The sequence below is a fragment of the Butyrivibrio hungatei genome (assembly GCF_900101605.1).
Classification (GTDB): Bacteria; Bacillota; Clostridia; order Lachnospirales; family Lachnospiraceae; genus Butyrivibrio; species Butyrivibrio hungatei_B.
In genome coordinates this window covers 17602-35269 of sequence record NZ_FMUR01000019.1, presented here as the reverse complement: position 1 = coordinate 35269, position 17668 = coordinate 17602, and the positions used below count along the sequence as shown (strand labels likewise).

10 protein-coding genes are annotated in these 17668 nt (G+C 42.7%); 4 read left to right on the top strand and 6 right to left on the bottom strand.

From position 1 onward, the window contains the following. Positions 1-337: 337 nt before the first annotated feature. On the bottom strand, positions 338-2803 hold the full coding sequence (locus BLP87_RS13685; protein ID WP_074463169.1) for an ATP-dependent DNA helicase: 2466 nt from the start codon (positions 2801-2803) through the stop codon (positions 338-340). Between the two features lie 154 nt (positions 2804-2957). Continuing rightward, complete coding sequence (locus tag BLP87_RS13680) at positions 2958-3167, bottom strand: HPr family phosphocarrier protein (protein ID WP_242871872.1); 210 nt, start codon at positions 3165-3167, stop codon at positions 2958-2960. A 290-nt stretch (positions 3168-3457) separates the two neighbouring features. On the opposite strand from BLP87_RS13680, the gene thiT reads away from it, so the two are divergent. Then, positions 3458-4159, top strand: a complete 702-nt coding sequence (gene thiT / locus BLP87_RS13675) for an energy-coupled thiamine transporter ThiT (protein WP_074463167.1) — start codon at positions 3458-3460, stop codon at positions 4157-4159. Between the two features lies 1 nt (position 4160). Here thiT and hflX read toward each other — a convergent pair whose 3' ends face one another. Next, complete coding sequence (gene hflX, locus BLP87_RS13670) at positions 4161-5492, bottom strand: GTPase HflX (RefSeq protein WP_074463166.1); 1332 nt, start codon at positions 5490-5492, stop codon at positions 4161-4163. Positions 5493-5745: 253 nt separating this feature from the next. On the opposite strand from hflX, the gene asnA reads away from it, so the two are divergent. The 3 genes from asnA to BLP87_RS13655 all read left to right on the top strand — a co-directional run bounded on the left by asnA (position 5746) and on the right by BLP87_RS13655 (position 8932). Then, positions 5746-6756, top strand: a complete 1011-nt coding sequence (asnA, locus tag BLP87_RS13665) for an aspartate--ammonia ligase (RefSeq protein ID WP_074463165.1) — start codon at positions 5746-5748, stop codon at positions 6754-6756. A 152-nt stretch (positions 6757-6908) separates the two neighbouring features. Continuing rightward, positions 6909-8273 (top strand): TrkH family potassium uptake protein, encoded by a 1365-nt coding sequence (locus BLP87_RS13660; protein ID WP_074463205.1) that lies wholly within the window; start codon positions 6909-6911, stop codon positions 8271-8273. A 14-nt stretch (positions 8274-8287) separates the two neighbouring features. After that, positions 8288-8932 carry a potassium channel family protein gene (locus BLP87_RS13655; RefSeq protein ID WP_074463164.1) on the top strand — a complete coding sequence of 215 codons (645 nt, stop codon included), beginning with the start codon at positions 8288-8290 and terminating at the stop codon, positions 8930-8932. A 76-nt stretch (positions 8933-9008) separates the two neighbouring features. Here BLP87_RS13655 and BLP87_RS13650 read toward each other — a convergent pair whose 3' ends face one another. From BLP87_RS13650 to BLP87_RS13640, 3 genes are read right to left on the bottom strand one after another with little or no spacing between them, the layout of a single operon-like run. After that, the gene (locus tag BLP87_RS13650) at positions 9009-10382 is read right to left on the bottom strand and encodes a glycoside hydrolase family 53 protein (protein WP_074463163.1); all 1374 of its coding nucleotides are present in this window, start codon (positions 10380-10382) and stop codon (positions 9009-9011) included. Positions 10383-10410: 28 nt separating this feature from the next. Continuing rightward, positions 10411-14124 (bottom strand): helicase-exonuclease AddAB subunit AddA, encoded by a 3714-nt coding sequence (gene addA, locus BLP87_RS13645; protein WP_074463162.1) that lies wholly within the window; start codon positions 14122-14124, stop codon positions 10411-10413. Next, positions 14114-17659: a PD-(D/E)XK nuclease family protein gene (locus BLP87_RS13640; protein ID WP_074463161.1), complete on the bottom strand. Its 3546-nt coding sequence runs from the start codon at positions 17657-17659 to the stop codon at positions 14114-14116. The genes addA and BLP87_RS13640 overlap by 11 nt, the downstream gene beginning before the upstream one ends. Between the last annotated feature and the right edge of the window lie 9 nt (positions 17660-17668).

Sequence of the window (17668 nt, the reverse complement as noted above, 5' to 3'; positions counted from 1 at the left end):
TAAAAAATGTGGTTTACATATAACTTTTGACCTGCTCGGTCATAAGATTACTTTTACACTTTATTCCGCTCAAATTTGTCACAGTATTTAATACCAGTCGTCTTGCGCTTTCCCGCAAATCTGTTTCTGAATAATCCCCCATTTCCACAAAGTTATCCACATGACATTAACGTCATTTGCATATGACTTTTGTATGATTTTTCGGCCATTATATACAATTGTGTATAATATAGATACAATTCTTTATAATGTCAGGTTTACATAAATTGCAACTTTTCAATTTTATGTAACCTCAGTATTTCACTTTTATCAACTATGCCGTCAATATCATCCTGTTTTAATCATTAAATCCGCACCAAAACTGAGAAACAGCATCTTTGACCGACGTGGTCAAAACAGGCTTCATTTTTATCCACTCCCTCGGGAAAAGCGCTCTGTATCCGGCTTGCGTGAATCTGTCATCCAAAAGTGCCACAACTCCCTTGTCTTCTTCTGTTCTTATAACTCTTCCCGCTGCCTGAAGAACTTTGTTCATTCCGGGATATCTGTAGGCGTAATCGAATCCGTCAACGCCTTTTTCTTCAAAGTAATTTCTAAGTATCTCGCGTTCGTTGCATACAAGCGGTATTCCCGTGCCGACTATGATCACTCCGATCAGGCTGTCGTTCTTAAGATCAATGCCCTCACTGAATATGCCTCCCATAACACAGAATCCGAGAATATTCCTGTCTTCCTCGACCTCTATGTCCATGTGGATAAATTCATTAAGGTTCACGTCATTTCCCTGCGAGAATCTGTCAAGGAAAGACTCCCTTGCTTCTTCGGTCATGTAGCTTTTTTGCACCAAAAGCTCCGTTGTTCCGGCATCCCAAAACTCTTTTTCATAAATATCGTAAACTTCATCAAGAAAACTGTGCGACGGAAAGAATATAAGATAATTTCCGCCTCTTGCTTTAATAATATTGTGGATATATGAAGCTATATTGTAATACTGCTCACTGCTTCGCCTCGAATACCTGCTTGTCACATCTTTTCCTATAAAGATTCCGAGCCTGCTTGGATCAAACACGGATTTTGCATATATCTCGAAATCCTCATCGGTTCCGCCAAGAAGCTTTTTATAATACTGAATCGGAAGGAGTGTTGCAGAAAAAAGTATCGATGAGCGTCCGCGTCCCATGCATTCCGCAAGATTTAGAGACGGATCGACGCATGAGAGCCTTAATATAAAGCTTCCGTCTTCTGCAAATTCGCTGTAAATGACATAATGATCGTCGACTTTGTCATATATTGTAAGAAATCTTGATATATCAAAATAGAACAACAAAAGTTCCTCTCTGCAAGGGCCTGTCGTATGCTCCTCCAGATACTCCGATATTATTCCCGACAGGCGGTTCAGAGCATTTACAAACTTTTCTATGCTGTCTACAACCGTACATCCGTCGCAATTTCTTTTAAGCTCCAAAAGTTCTTTGTTACACTTATCAAGGTGTCCGGCAATTCTTGGATGAAATTCCTTTATCGTGCTCTTTAATTCCAAAAAGCTCTCTTTTCGAAGAGCCGCGCTGTACATATCCCTTCCCCTGTCCAGAAGATTGTGCGTCTCATCGACCAGAAATACGTAATCGGACTTAACTCCGTCCGCAAAGAATCTTCTCAGATAAACAAAAGGGTCGAACACATAGTTATAATCACAGATAACGCCGTCGGCCCAAAGGCTCATGTCAAGCGACATCTCAAACGGGCATACCTCATGTTTCTGCGCATACTTTACTATCTTCTCCCTGTCAAAAGAGTCCTCATTTGTCAAAAGATCGTATATCGCGTCATTTATCCTGTCATAATGCCCGTTTGCATAAGGACATGCCTCTGGATTGCACTCTCTTTTATCTTCTTCCAAAAAGCAGATCTTGTCTCTTGCCGTTATAGTCACAGTCTTAAACTTAAGATCCTGCGACTCTCTCAGCGTATTGTAAGCATCTTCCGCAACGGTCCTTGTTATCGTTTTTGCCGTAAGATAGAAGATCTTGGATGTCTTTCCCTCTCCCATCGCCTTGACCGTAGGAAAAACAGTCGTGATTGTCTTGCCGGTTCCCGTAGGAGCCTCCAGAAAGAGCTTTTTTCCATGAATGATAGTCCTGTAAACACCGGCGGCGAGGTCTTTCTGTCCTTCCCTGTACGAAAAAGGAAACTGCACAGCCTTTATCGATGCAGTTCTGATCCCGTCCCACTCGTACTCAAAGTCGGACCACTTCAAATATTTTTTTATCAGATTTTCAAACCATGCTGTTATTTCTTCGGATGAGTACTTGTAATCAAAATACTTCATTTCTTCAGTATCCATGTTGCAATAACTCATTCTTACTTTGATTCCGGGACAGTTCTTTTGTCCCAGATAGATTGCGGCGTAACACTTCGCCTGCGCAAGATGAACTTCAACCGGCTCTTTCATCTTTTTGAGATCTCTGTATGTTCCCTTGATCTCATCGACAAGAGGCAGATCTTTTCCGCCCTCAAAAAGAGATTCCTGAGCATCATATGAAGCTTCATTAAAGAATTTATCCAGAATTCCGTCGGCACGCCCTTCTATGATAAGGTCGTATCTTCCGGTGTTATATGTGTACTTAAGCGGCACTTCGGCGTGATAATCGGGTCCCATGCTCTTCTGGATCATGCGATGTATCCGACTGCCTTCCTGCATCGCATCGGCGGAAACCTGATGTATTCTGTTGTCTATGCTTCCGCTTCGCAGTACAAACTCAACCAGCCTGCGGACTGAAATTTCTATCGAATAGTTTTCCATAATAGTAAAACTCCCCATGGCATATTTTATACCATGGAGAGCTTTACTACCACAATGAACAATTATTTTCTTATTGAAAGGTATTACACAACCTCTCTTGATAAGTATACTGAATCGTCCAAAATTAATCAAATAATGAACGCTTCATTCAAACTTAGCTGGCAATTGCCAATTTCTGCAAATAATTTTCAAAATCGCTGTTATATCCGCGATATTCTACTGTAAGAATCTGGGAAAGATCAAGTCCAAACACTCCCAGGATTGACTTAGCGTCAACAACATACCTGTTATAATATATATCTACATCGAAGTCACACTTAGTTGCGGCGTTGACGAAGTCTTGTACCTGATTGGGTCTAAGCATAATGTTTCTCTTAACACATCCAAACATCAAATGTTACTCCTTTTCTGTACTGCTTTGCATTACTTAAATTTAACCTCTAAAATATACATTCTACGCGAGAAAATGTAAATGGAAATTTGTTAAAAAACTGTGAAAAAATTGCGGAGATTTTATGTCCGGAGTTTTGTTATTTCCATCAAAAGTGTGACAAATGCCCGAAAACATTGACAAATCGCAATACTGATAGTTTAATTGATATAAAATCATACTATTTTTTTGCAATGTAACTTGCTATCAAGGAGGAAAAAACAATGAATCTTTTTCTGGAAGAAATCTCATCTGAAGAGGGCGTGGTATACAATTTAACCACAATGGGATATGCAGGTCTGGTATTTCTGATATTTGCCGCACTTGCAATAATGAGTTTCTTCGTTAATAAGGAGGGCAAGGGAAAACTCAGCATCAAGCAGATCACGGTATCGGGACTTTGTCTCGCTCTTGCATTTGTTCTTTCTCACTTCAAATTTGCAAAGCTCCCGATGGGCGGCTCAATAACACTTTTCAGCATGTTTTTTGTCACCTACATCGGATACATCTACGGCCCCAGAGTCAGCATCGCATCAGGTATTGCTTACGGACTGTTGCAGCTCATTGAAGATCCTTACATAGTAAGTATTCCGCAGCTGTTTTGCGACTATATCCTTGCTTTTGGCGCACTTGGCCTCGGCGGATTATTCTATGAAAAGAAACAAGGCATGATAAAAGGTTATATCGCCGGAGTCATCGGCCGTTACTTCTTTGCAATATTATCGGGCGTTGTTTTCTTTGCATACTACGCCCCCGAAGGAACATCACCGCTTGTTTACAGCATCACTTACAATGCAACTTATATCGTTCCTGAATTTATCCTTACAATAATTGTTCTGTCAATTCCCGTTATTAAGAGCACTCTCAAGCGCATCAAGCTTGAGGCAAACGAAAAAGACATCAGGAAGACCGTTCAACTCGGATAATTCAATCCACAATATAATCACTGTACTGTGAAATGTCAGCCCTTTGGAGCATCGCTCTTATGCGAATTCCGGAGGGCTCATATTTTGTCTCTTTTACAATACCTCTGTTTTCAAAGGCATTCACTATACCACCCTCGGTGTAGGGCAAAAGAAGTTCGCACTCCTTCTCATCTTCGCTTAACTTTCGCTCTATTGCCACGATAAGTTCATCAAGTGAAGCATCCTCTTTGGCACAGATATATATCCTGTCACCGGAAGCCTTCGGAACTTCCATAACAAGGCGTCCGCTCTCTTCCTGCTCTTTTTGAACAAGATCTGCCTTATTAAATACATATATGACGGGAATATCTCCCGCTCCTATCTCAGCAAGAGTCTTCTCCGTTATTTCCATATGAAATCTGTACTCGGGATCCGAAAAGTCAATTACTTCCAAAAGAACATCTGCATACTTTGCTTCTTCAAGTGTTGACCGAAATGCTTTGACAAGTGCATGAGGAAGTTCGCTTATAAATCCAACCGTATCCGAAAGTAAAAATGGTCTTCTTCCGGATGGTGTTATCTTCCTGACAGTAGTGTCAAGTGTCGCAAACAACATATCTTTTTCAAGGACAGTTTTGTCATCTGCGCTCTCTGAGCCGTATAAGCGAAGCAGATTATTCATAACCGTTGATTTACCTGCGTTTGTATAACCGACAAGCGCGACACGTGCAATATTTGATCTTAGTCTCCTGTTTCTCTGAGTTGTTCTTTCTTTTTCAAGATTTTTTAGTTCGTTGGAAAGTTCACTTATTCTGTGCTCAATACGTCTTCTGTCAAGCTCAAGCTGCTTCTCGCCCGATCCCTTATTGGAAAGTCTGCCGCTTCCGCCGCCCTGCCTCGACAGAGTTTTGCCCATTCCGACAAGTCTCGGAAGCATGTACTGAAGCTGCGCAGACTCAACCTGAAGTCTTGCTTCTCTTGTTCCGGCTCTCTTTGCAAAAATCTGCAAGATAAGTCCGGTCCTGTCTATAACTTCCGTATCAAGTATCTTCTCAAGGTTCCTTACTTGCATGGGTGAAAGCGAATCGTTGAAAATAATTATGCTTGCATCAAGCACGTCAAGCGCCGCAGCAATCTCCTGAACCTTGCCGCTTCCTATATACGTACCTTTGTCCGGAGTATTGAGCGACTGAGTCACTGTTGACGCAACCTCTATATCTATAGCCTTTGTCAGCTCTTTCAGCTCATCCATCGAACGTTCAAACTCATCATCACTCCTGCCCGTATTCAATCCGACCAGGATAGCCCTTACGTTCTCTACCTTCTGAGTATTTTCATACAATTCATTTTTCATATCTATCTTATTCCTTGCTATTTTTTCTTGTTGGCGGTTCACTTCCCATTCATTATAAGTAATGAACGATGCACTCTCAATAACCGATATGTTATATTTAAATACTTTACGACCGACTGATGTAAAGGTGCATAAATAATCATTTTTTTCTTGCAATATGAAGGAAAAAGCGATTTAATTAACTGTGAGACATTTTTCATGGGAAAGCATTTTCTGTGGAAAAAGGAAACTATATAAGAAAGTGGAAAAGATTATGGAAAACCTTAAAATTCCCAAGAACTACAAATCTGCTCTTGATCTCCACGATACACAGGTAGGTATCAAGACTGTCAAAGATTTTTTTCAGGGCATGCTCTCAAATAAGCTCAATCTTCAGAGAGTAACCGCACCTCTTTTTGTAACACCCGAATCAGGACTTAATGATAACCTCAATGGTGTTGAACGTCCCGTTTCTTTTGATATTCTCAATGAAAATGAGCGTCCTGCAGAGATTGTACACTCTCTTGCAAAATGGAAGAGATATGCGCTCAAGAAGTACGGCTTCAATGTCGGTGAAGGTCTTTATACCGATATGAACGCTGTCCGCCGCGACGAAGTTCCGGATAATATCCATTCTATCTTCGTTGACCAGTGGGACTGGGAAAAGGTTATAAATAAAGAAGACCGCAATATCGATTTTCTTAAAGAAACAGTAAAAAATGTATACAAGGTCCTCAGAAAGACTGAGAAATTCATGTCTATTCAGTATGACTATATCGAAGAGATCCTTCCTGAAGATATTTTCTTTATCACAACTCAGGAGCTTGAAGATATGTTCCCCGAGTATTCTCCCAAGGAGCGTGAATACTACATTGCCAAGGCTAAGGGCGCTGTATGTATCATGCAGATCGGTGATGTCCTTGCATCAGGTGATAAGCACGACGGCAGAGCTCCGGACTATGATGACTGGGCACTTAATGCCGATATCATCGTATATTTCCCTGTTCTTGACATCGCACTCGAATTATCAAGTATGGGAATCCGTGTAGATGAGAACTCGCTCAAGACTCAGCTTGAAAAAGCAGGATGTCCCGAAAGAGCCGAGCTTCCTTTCCAGAAGGCAATCCTTAACAAGGAGCTTCCTTACACCATCGGTGGCGGAATCGGTCAGTCAAGAATTTGCATGTTCTTCTTAAGAAAAGCTCATATCGGTGAAGTACAGTGTTCCATCTGGCCGGATGAAATGGCTGAAGAAGCCAAGAAGAACGGAATACAGCTTCTGTAACACCAAGAGACAGACCGGCAGTATTTACTTCAAAAGAACAAATAAGGTTGCGGATTTTTCGCAACCTTTTTCATTGAATAGGAAATTTCTCTGAAATTCCCTATTTGACACGAGGTATTATGAAACCTTTCTCAATATTAAAAAACAAAATAATGAAGCAAAAAAAATTATCTCCGGCGCATACTATCCCGATAAGTTTTCTAATAACAATTCTGATCGGAGCACTGCTACTTATGCTCCCCTTTTCGTCAGCAAGCGGAAAAGCAACGGATTTTCTGACCGCACTTTTTACAGCAACAACTTCCGTCTGTGTTACCGGCCTTGTTGTGGTTGATACTTACGCGCACTGGAGCTTTTTTGGCCAACTTATAATTATGATACTCGTACAGATGGGCGGACTTGGAATGATCGCTATCGCTGCAACGCTGATGCTTCTTACGCACAAGAAGTTTTCACTCGGCGACAGAATGTTACTTCAGGACTCTTTTAACCTAAGTTCAGGAACAAAACTTCTGACTTTCCTTGTACGTGTGCTTAAGGGAACGCTCCTCACAGAAGGAGCCGGTGCCATCCTCTACTCGCTTGTTTTCATTCCGAAGTTTGGCTTTATTAAAGGTCTGTGGATCTCGATCTTTAATTCCGTATCGGCATTTTGCAATGCGGGAATGGATGTTATCGGTCAGGGAAGCCTTGCAAATTACAGAAACGATCCCATCGTTATGACAACCACGATGATGCTCATTATAATGGGTGGTCTTGGCTTTGTCGTATGGTTCGATGTTCTTCATGCGGCAAAAGAGGGCGTAAAAAAGAAGTTCTCTCCCATCACCGTTATAAAAAGATTTTCCGAGCACAGTAAGCTTGTTCTGAGTTTTACGCTTATACTGATAACGAGCGGCACGCTTATTTTTCTTTTGACCGAATATAACAATCCGGGAACCATCGGGAATATGGGATTTGGGCAAAAACTCGTAAACAGCCTGTTTCAGTCGATAACTCTTCGAACTGCAGGATTTACGACCATACCGCAGGAAAATCTCACGGTTGCATCCTGCCTCGTCTCATATCTGTTCATGTTTATAGGCGGATCGCCTGTAGGAACCGCAGGCGGCGTCAAAACGGTAACGATATTCCTGCTGTTCATGAACGTGCGCTCTTATGTAAAGAATGAAAATCAGAATGTCATCTTTAACAGGCGCGTTTCTGTGGATTCAATGCGAAAAGCAGCCGCAGTCGTGTATGTGAGCGTATTTGCAACCCTGTTACTGGCTGTACTCTTGTCAGTATTTAATCCCGTTCCTATGGAAGATGCTTTGTTCGAAGTCGTAAGCGCCTGCGGAACCGTCGGCTTATCAAGAAATCTGACGGCTGCGCTCAATCCAATCGGACGGATCATAATAATAATCGCAATGTTCCTTGGAAGAACGGGTCCGATATCGATGGTTGCTTTCTTCTCGGGAAATGAATCAAACAAAAACAACATCAACTACTCCGAAGGAGTATTCTACGTCGGATAAACGGAGGTATTTAAGTGAAAAAATCAGTAGCAGTTTTGGGGCTTGGAAAATATGGTCGAAGCGTGGCAAAAAGCCTTTATGCCATCGGTGAAGATGTCCTTGTTGCAGACAAAGACGAAAGACGCATTAGAGATATTTCATCAAAGGTAACTTCCGCAGTTTGCGCGGATCTTGAAAATGAAGACGAAGTCATGGCTCTGGGACTCCAGAACATGGATATAGTCATAACCGCAATGGGCGGAAATATCGCAGCAAGCATAATGGCGGTATCTATCGCAAAAGAAAAGGGCGTTCCGCTCGTAATCGCCAAATCCTCTTCTTCCCGTATGGCTACGATTCTTCAAAGAGTCGGTGCAGACAAGATAGTCGATCCCGAGAAGGAAGGCGGTGTGCGCTCGGCAAGAATCCTTGCTTCACAGTCAATTCACGATTACATTGAGCTTGACGACAACCTGTGCCTGGTTGAGCTTCAGCCTAGAAATTCATGGCTCGGAAAGAGTCTTATTGAGCTCGACCTTCGTAAAAAACACAACATGAACGTCGCAGCAATCAAGGAAAAAGGCGGCAACTGGAGATATATCAACCCTTCCCACAAACTCACCGAGAACAACCTTCTTATGGTCATTCTTGAGAAAAAAGATATCGAAAAATGGAAATAAAAAGGAAAGTCCACACCCCGAGAGCGTGCAAACGCAGGGGTGTGGGCTTTTTAATTTTCGACTTATTGCACCTATATCATCGTATATATTTAAATACCCTCATCGATTCCAACGGATGCCCGTCAAAATCAAAGAATGCCTGATTATCCCATGAGCTTCCGCCGTAATATTTTGCGGCATCTGCATCGTAGTCCGAGGCGAAACTGCTTGCCCAGCCACTTCCGTACTTTTCCCAGATTGGCATATTATCTGAACTTGCGGAACCGACAGGAATCCATGCGCCTTCCCAATAGAATACGCCTATTCCTCCGGCGCTGTTTACGTCCCGATAAAGGTCATGCATAAAAGATGCCTGTCCGTCAATAGTTGCGGGATAACCTTCCACCAGATCACTCTTTGAAACTCTGTTTGCAAAACCGTCTCCGTCTTCCATGCTATAGCAATAGGATGTTTCCGCGATAAATACTTTCTTGCTGAAATGCTCGCCGATATATCCGATAACATTTTTCATATTATCCAAGTCGCCATGCCAGAAAGGATAATAGCTAAGCCCCATCATATCAAAATCAAGACCGCCGTTTACAAGTTTCTCTATAAGTGAAAAGACGGCTTCTTTCTTGTTTATATCCGTGTAATGAACCACGATGCCGATATCCTTGCCGCGCTGTCCCGCCACCTCACGAACAGCCCTGCTTCCTGCCTTCAGCAGTTCGATCACGTTATTGATATCGCTTTCGCCTGACATTCCGTTATTGATCTCATTTCCGATCTGTACCATTCCCACATCAACGCCGGAATCAAAGAGCTCTGCCAGACTGTTTTTTGTATAATCGTAAAGAGCTTCGGACTTCTCACTGAGGCTCATACCTTTCCATGCTTTTGGAGCATACTGCTTCTGAGGATCCGCCCAGAAATCGGAGTAGTGAAAATCGATCAAAACCTTCATTCCGTAATCTGTAGCTCTTTTGCCCAGTTCTATTGCGGTTGGAAGATCGTTGTTACCACCGCCATAGCCGTTTCCGTTCTCATCATAGGGATCGTTCCAAACGCGAATACGGATGTAATTTATACCTGAATCGGCAAAGGTTTTAAGCGCATCCTGCTCATTGCCGTCAAAGTCATAGAATTTTACTCCGCTTTTCTCCTCTGCAAGCAGTGAAGATACATCCATTCCAAAGATAAAATCATCTGAAAGACCATCAATTGCAGTTTTCCATGTCTCCATATCGGCCTCCTCACCTTCCGGCTCCACCATATCCTCAGTTGCAGCCACAGTTGCACTCATAGCACCACTAGGTGCATCACTCGTCACACCACCGGACACATCCGCATCTATGGCCGTTTCTGCGTCTGCACCCACTGTGGAACTATCGGCACCGGCACATCCACTCACGGCACAGATTGTCAAAAAAGCTGTTGTAACAAAAGTTTGCATGCTCCTTAGCTTCATCTTTCGGCGTCCCTCCTACTTATCAAAATCAGTATTTCCCCAGATTCACCTCTTTTGCCAATGCGAAGGAATAAATATATGTGTCTTTAACTTTCTTTCCCGTCGATGCTTCCAGCGCTCTTTTATAAAGTTCAAGCTGAATCTTGTATCGCTTTACAAGCTCCTCTTCATCCTTTGTGCGGTCTGTCTTGTAATCGACAAGCACGATCTCATCATCCTCTATGAACCACGCGTCGATGATACCCTGAATAAGAACAAGCTCATCTGAAGGGAATTTCTTATCAAGTTCGCTCGCGGAAACTCCCATCATAAACGGTTTCTCTCGCATAAGAAGCCCTGCGTTAAAAGCTGCTCCCATTCGCTTTCCGAGATCAGTCCCCAGGAATTTTCCGATATCCTCCGTCTTGATACAATCAGCAGAAGCCCTAGTTATCCTGTCTTTCTGAACAAGCTCGTCAAGGAACATTCCAAGCTCGGCAGCACCGCTTCCCACGCTGTAATCAAGAAGCTCCATGATCCTGTGGTACGCCGTTCCTCTCTCAGCTCCCGTAAGCCCGGACGCCTCAGATACTTTTCTTTCCGGCTCCAAAAAAGACTCACCATTTTCCAGCGCATAATTGCTACTTTCCGCGGCTTCATCATACTCCGCTCCGTACTCTTCCTCTTTGGTAAAATGCTCGCCGTTCTCTTCAAGAATATGCTTTTTAAGCTCTGTAACCGTAGTCTTGGTATAAAGCCCCTTAAGATGCTCAAATCCATATTTGGAATCAAGCTTTTTTTCCAGCTTCTCGGCAAGCTCTTTGTCATAATAAGCCTCGATATTATCAAGCCTTATAAGACCTTTCACACTTTCCTTCTCACCAAATGCATTTATATCATCCGCACTCACAGACTTAACGGCAAATTTAGGCACATTTTCCGCGCTGTCCATAAACTTATCCGTTATAAGCTCCGACAATCCGTACTTTTCGGCAATATCATATATTGCAGGATGCCTTACAAGCGAAGGAAGCACAAGATCAAGATAACTTGACGCTGCAAGCCTTACAGAAAAAGGCATAAGCTCTTTTCCCTGCGATACTCCGTGCGCAAGCTCGGGAATAAGCTTAAGCTCCTTTGCAATAAGCTCCGGAAGTTTTTTGACCGAAGCAGTCATTATAAGTTTTTCTTTTGCCCTGGTAAGTGCAACGTAGAGCACGCGCAGTTCTTCACCGAGGCTGTCTGTGTTCATCTTATCTGCGATTATCACGCGCTTTAAGGTTTCGGACCTAAGTCGCAGCTTGGAATCAACACACTTAACTCCGATCCCGAGATCCATATCCGCGATAAGATTGCCCTTGGTATCGGTCTTATTGAACTGCTTGGACATTCCCGCGATGAATACAACCGGAAACTCAAGTCCCTTACTCTTATGGATACTCATGATACGCACAACATCGGCGTTTTCATCGATGATACCCGCTTCGCCGTAGTCAACCTGCACGACCTTGATGTGCTCAATGTATCTTACAAAATGGAACAATCCCTTAAAGCTCGTCTTTTCAAAGCTTTCAGCCTTAGATAAAAGAAGTTCTATATTCGCTCTTCTCTGGTTTCCCGCAGGCATGGCGCTTACAATCAGCTCAAATCCCGTGACATCGATGATATACTGAAGCAGCTCATGTACGGGGGTATATGCGGACATATCTCTGAGTTCTTCTATAAGTGAGACAAAATCAGAGAGTTTATTGAGTAACGACTGATTTTGAATACTTCCCGTATCTTCGCCTTTTCTGCGCACAAGTTTCAATATTTCTTCATACAAAGAAGATGCTGCATCGTCCTCTTTGTTTTTATTAATTGTAATTTTAATAAGTGCAAGCTCCTCGTCTGTAAAGCCTCCTATAGGAGAATGCATTACGGCAACAAGTGGTATGTCAACGGTAGGATTGTCTATTACCGACAAAATATTCAGCATGACAGACACTTCCCACGCGTCAAAATATCCGCTCTTTGACTCTATGTATGAAGGAATCCCCTGCTCTTCGAGTGCTTTTTTGAACACATCATCCCAGCCCGAATTCGTCCTAAGCAAAATTACAATATCTTTAAACTTTAGCTCCGGATCCTCCCGCATAAGCTCAAGAATCCTGTTTCCTATCACATGAGCCTCATTTTCTCTTTCACCCTCGGGATCGTCTATGAGAATAAGCTCGGGAGTCATGTCAAAAGAAGGATCGTCAAACCCTGCACCCGTAACAAGCTCAGCGTCCTTGTCATACTCAACACTTCCGAGGTCCTTACCCATTATCTTTCTGAATATATAATTGGTTCCTTCAAGAACCTCCGCTCTGCTTCGGAAATTCCTGTGAAGATCTATTCTCCTGTCGCTCGCAGATTCATCCTTACTGTATGTTGCAAGCTTTTTCATGAAAATCTCGGGACGCGCAAGCCTGAATTTGTAAATACTCTGCTTAACGTCACCGACCATGAATCTCTCGGAAGATCCCGCTTTTATTCCTGATATCGCCTGCAAAATAAGCTCCTGCACAGCGTTACTGTCCTGATACTCGTCAATTAAGACTTCTTTAAAAAATTCCCTGTATTCAAGCGCAACCTGCGTAGGCGCTCCCTTCTCATAATCAATAAGAATATTAAGCGCAAGATGCTCCATATCGGAAAAGTCGATCAGACGCTCTTCTCTTTTTCTTTCATCAAAAAGCTGTATATAGCGAAGCGTAAGTCTGCAAAGCTCTTTCACCGCCCTGTCGCAAAGTTTCATCTGCTCTGCAACCATATCGGAAGTCAGAACGAGATAATTCTCCGTCACCTTCTTTAAATCCTTCTTTACACTGTCCCTCAGCTCTTTTGCGCGTTCTTTCTTATCGGGCGATACGCTGTCGTCCTTCTTCGAAGGCAATCTGTCAAAAGAAATCCCTCTGACCGCGTCATACAGCTCATCATACGAATCGCAAACAGCGACACGTTCCATCATCTCCGCTTCTTTTTCCAAAAGCTCTCCGTACATGTATGGTCCGTCGGGCAAAAGAGTCAGCTCATGGGCGGTACTTAATTTGTCCTTTGCTTCCAAGAGAATACGCTTTACGGATGTGACACATTCTTTTACCCATTCAAGTTCATCAAAATTCTTGTCTGAAATATCATAGTCAAGCGCTCTTTCTTTGATATAAACTTCCGGCCACGGCATGCTCATGGAAAAACGATAAAGCCTCTCAATATATTCTTCAACAACCTTATCGCTGCTTCCGGTGCCAAAATATTCCATGCAATATATGAAATCTTCATTACTGCCTTCTTTTGCCTTTACATATTCTTCCTCAAGCATATTCTTCATTACATCTTCCTGAAGAAGTTTGAGCTCGCCTTCATCTCCGACATTGTATGAAGGATCCAGTCCAACGAAATTAAAGTTATTTTTAATAATGTACTGACAAAAAGAATCTATCGTGGTTATCTGTGCATTATGAATAAGCGTCTCCTGCTTCTGCAGATGTGTATTCTGAGGGTCCTCCAGAAGTTTGTTCTGGATGGCAAGAGTAATCTTTTCCTTCATCTGCGAAGCTGCCGCTTTGGTAAAAGTCACGACCAAAAGGTGGTCGATATCAACACCTTCATTTATCATCTGTATAATGCGCTCGACAAGAACAGCGGTCTTTCCCGAACCCGCTGCCGCCGAAACAAGCACATTACATTTTCTGGCGTTTATTACCGCCTTCTGTTCATCAGTAAACTCAACTTTCATTCTTTATAAGCTCCATTGCCTCTTTATCACTAAGTTCAAGTTTTCTCTTTGAATATCCGGGAATCTTGTTGTCAAATCCGCATATTCCCTTGTACTCACAGTATTTGCAGGATTCTCTTGAATCCATCTCATAGGGATTGACCTTTATATCTCCGTTTAAGATGGACTTTCCAAACTCTCGTATCTTCTTATCCACATATTTGGAAATAGCGAGATAATCCTCGTTTGAAACGGCGCTTGAAGCCGCCGTAAGTTCTCCGCTCTTATTAAATCCGATTGGTATGACATCCGATGTACCGCTAATGCTGTCATCAAGCATGTTTATGATATCTCTGTTTCCGTTGACCAATCCGGTCGTTCTGAGTGCCTTTATTATCTCCTTATTGATAACATCAGGTTGTAAATCTCCCGAGCCGTTTACCATCGGATCATCCACATGATAATAAAGAACCGCGGCAGGCACCGCTTCTTTTCCGTCATAAATCTTTTTACTTGCGGCAACCGCAACATTCATATACATGACAAGCTGAAGCTGAAGGCCGTAATAGAGTGAAGCCAGACTTATCTTTTTTCCGCCCGATTTAAAATCAATTACCTTCACATAAACATGATCCGAATCTTGGCACAGATCGACACGGTCAATTCTTCCGTGCAATTTCATGCTCTCAACTATTCTGTGTTTCTCATCTTCAGAAAGAGTTATATCTATCTCATCAATCTTGCCGGCTTCCCTAAAATCCATCTCGACATAGGAAGGCTCGAAACTCCCTTTGGATATCTGGTATTTGAGCGTATCGACCGTTCTTATAAGTATCCTTTTTATACGCTCTACCATGAATTCATTACGTGCGTTACTTAAAAGGATTGTCTCTCCGTACGCATCGACGCACTCTGTTAAAGCTCGATTTAACATCTCGTCGGATTCCTCTTTGGATAAGTCTTTCCACGATATGTGCCTGTTTATTATCTCAGCGGTATATTTTTCAAGAACTTCATGAAAGACATTTCCAAGATCAGACGAAGCAAAATCATATTCTTTTCTCTCGGAAAGCCCGATACCGTATCTCAAAAAGTGCGCATAGCAACATGAAGCAAACTTCTCAAGCCTGCTCACGCTGTTCTCAAGATTTGCCCCGTATAATGCAAGCGCAATGCTCTTTGCAAGAGGCTTGTCTTCATAGTGCTTAAATGCAGCCTCTGTCAGCTTATCCAAAAGAGTCTTCTCTTCGCACTTTCTTTTGATGATCTCATAGATTGTCGAAAATTCAGTCTTTTCCTTATCACTCAGTATTCCGAGCGAGTATTCCCTCATCATATCCGCAAGATTGTCCATGCTGTCATTGACACATGAAACCTGCTCTTCAAAAGGTGCATCCTCAGGCCTTTCAACTTCTATTCCGTCAAACAGCGCTTCTATCTTTGATATCAGATACGCGGGGCGAACGCTCTTTCCGTCGGTTCCAAGTTCCGAATACGACAAAATAAGCCTGTCCGTCGGCTTTGTGAGGTTCATATACAGATAGAGCCTTTGAATATACATCTGCTGCCTCGGTGTCGGTGCAAGCTCAACTCCCGTATCGAGTTCAAGAAGGAACTGTCTGTCCATATCGGATAAAATTCCGCCGCCACCTGTATTTGCCGGAATAAGTCCGTCGTTTACTCCCATGAAAAACAGTGCCCTGATCTCGCGGAGCCTCGTTCTCTCGATGTCTCCTACAATAACCCTGTCTACATCCTGAGGTATTGTTCCAACTTCGATATCGCCGAATCCGACCTGCAAGATATCCTTATATTCTTTGAGTTCAAGCCTGTCATCGCCGATAAGCGCGGCGATCTGCTTAAGAATATCCTCAACTTTACGATATACCTGGTCGTACTCTTTTGCTTTTTCTCTATCTCCGAGCTTTTCAAACTTCTCTTTGTATTGCTCAAGTTTCTTACTGCAATCATTGCCCTCTATCATCTTTAAAAGAGCTTCCGTAATTTCTGCGGCAGTACCCTGTTTTGCTTCAAAGAGTGGCTTTAGCTCAGAGCTTATGCGCGCCCTCATGCCGTCAAGCTTATTTATAAGTTCAAGCTCCGAAGTATCGTCTTCTCCGCCGTTTTTCTTTCTCTTAAACTTCGTCGGCATCCTGCGCATAAAGCGGTCTTCCCACTGCTTTCTTCCCTTTATGCCAAGCGCTCTTACATAGTTTTCAAGAATATCGGTATCCTCTTTGGAAAAATCTGTCATTCCGCTTCTCATATAGTGGAATACATCTTCATATCTGTATCCCGAAATAACTATATTTATCGCACTTGTAATATATTCAATAAAAGGATTCAGCAAAAGTCCCGTATTCTGATCGATATATACGGGAATGTCAAATTTTCTCGCAGCTCTTTTCACAAGATTTCCGTATGAAGTGAGTCCTCCGCACACAACCGCGATATCTCTGTATGCGTAGCCCTCATCCCTGACAAGAGAGCGGATCTTTATCATGGTTCTTCGAACTTCTTCTTCGGTTGTCTGAGTCTCAAATATCCGTATAGAATCCTGGTTCCCGGTATATTTGCAAGAATTATATCTGAAAAGATTCTGCTCAAGAAAAGCAAGCGGCGGATTGTCCTTAAGCCTCACAACTTTCTCATCTTTGATAAAGATATCTCCGCCCGTTTCTTTCCTACTCATCTCATCGTTTCTGATATTTCGCCACGCCTCAAAATCAAGTCCGCTCTGCGCGATAGCACCCGTCTCTTTGCACAGCTCATATTCTATCTTTTCAAGATCGTAAACCGTCTTCTTCGTGAGCATAAACAGTTCCTGTTCTTCAAAAGAGCCTGAATACGGGTTTTCTTTCGGGCCTATCGTAAGGGATACGCACACTTCTTTGGACACTCGAAGAAGCTCTTTTATAACCCTGTACTGAATGGGCGTAAATCCAGTAAATCCGTCAAATACAATAACGCAGTCTTTCAAAAGAGATGACTGCGGAACGGCCTTACATAAAATATCAAGCGTTTCTTCTGTGGTTATGAATTTTCCTCGAATGTAGGAAAGAAATTCGCTGTATAGAAGTCTCAGATCTTTTATCTTGGAATTGAGTGCGGCCTTTGAGGAACACTTTTTTTCAATGATCCCAAGTGACTCATCATCTATTCCATACTGCATAAACTCTGAGATTGTGGACTTTACTTCATCGATATATCCGGGTTTATGCATATTTGCGCCGATCACGGGGAGTCTGTCACCGAGAATATCCGCTACTCGCCTTAATACAAGGCTTTTTCCCACATCATCAAGCACAGAAAAAGAGCTTCTGGACGTTTCCTCCAACACTCTGTGAGAAAGACGTCCAAAGCTCAATACGTCAATATTCATTATTGCGTGCGAAGGGTGCATCCTTACTACATCCTTCTGCGTCTGCATTGTAAACTGATCCGGAACGATAAGTAAAAAATCATCACCGGTGTTATTAAAACTTCTTTTAATTAGTTCTTCTATCAGTCCCGTGCTCTTCCCCGCACCGGACGCCCCGAAACAAAACCTAAGCATTTACGATAT

Coding starts and splice junctions, on each gene's coding strand:
- asnA (WP_074463165.1), top strand. CDS start 5,746: ATGGAAAACCTTAAAATTCCCAAGAACTACAAATCTGCTCTTGATCTC.
- addA (WP_074463162.1), bottom strand. CDS start 14,124: ATGAAAGTTGAGTTTACTGATGAACAGAAGGCGGTAATAAACGCCAGA.
- hflX (WP_074463166.1), bottom strand. CDS start 5,492: ATGAAAAATGAATTGTATGAAAATACTCAGAAGGTAGAGAACGTAAGG.
- BLP87_RS13640 (WP_074463161.1), bottom strand. CDS start 17,659: ATGCTTAGGTTTTGTTTCGGGGCGTCCGGTGCGGGGAAGAGCACGGGA.
- thiT (WP_074463167.1), top strand. CDS start 3,458: ATGAATCTTTTTCTGGAAGAAATCTCATCTGAAGAGGGCGTGGTATAC.
- BLP87_RS13680 (WP_242871872.1), bottom strand. CDS start 3,167: ATGCTTAGACCCAATCAGGTACAAGACTTCGTCAACGCCGCAACTAAG.
- BLP87_RS13650 (WP_074463163.1), bottom strand. CDS start 10,382: ATGAAGCTAAGGAGCATGCAAACTTTTGTTACAACAGCTTTTTTGACA.
- BLP87_RS13660 (WP_074463205.1), top strand. CDS start 6,909: ATGAAGCAAAAAAAATTATCTCCGGCGCATACTATCCCGATAAGTTTT.
- BLP87_RS13685 (WP_074463169.1), bottom strand. CDS start 2,803: ATGGAAAACTATTCGATAGAAATTTCAGTCCGCAGGCTGGTTGAGTTT.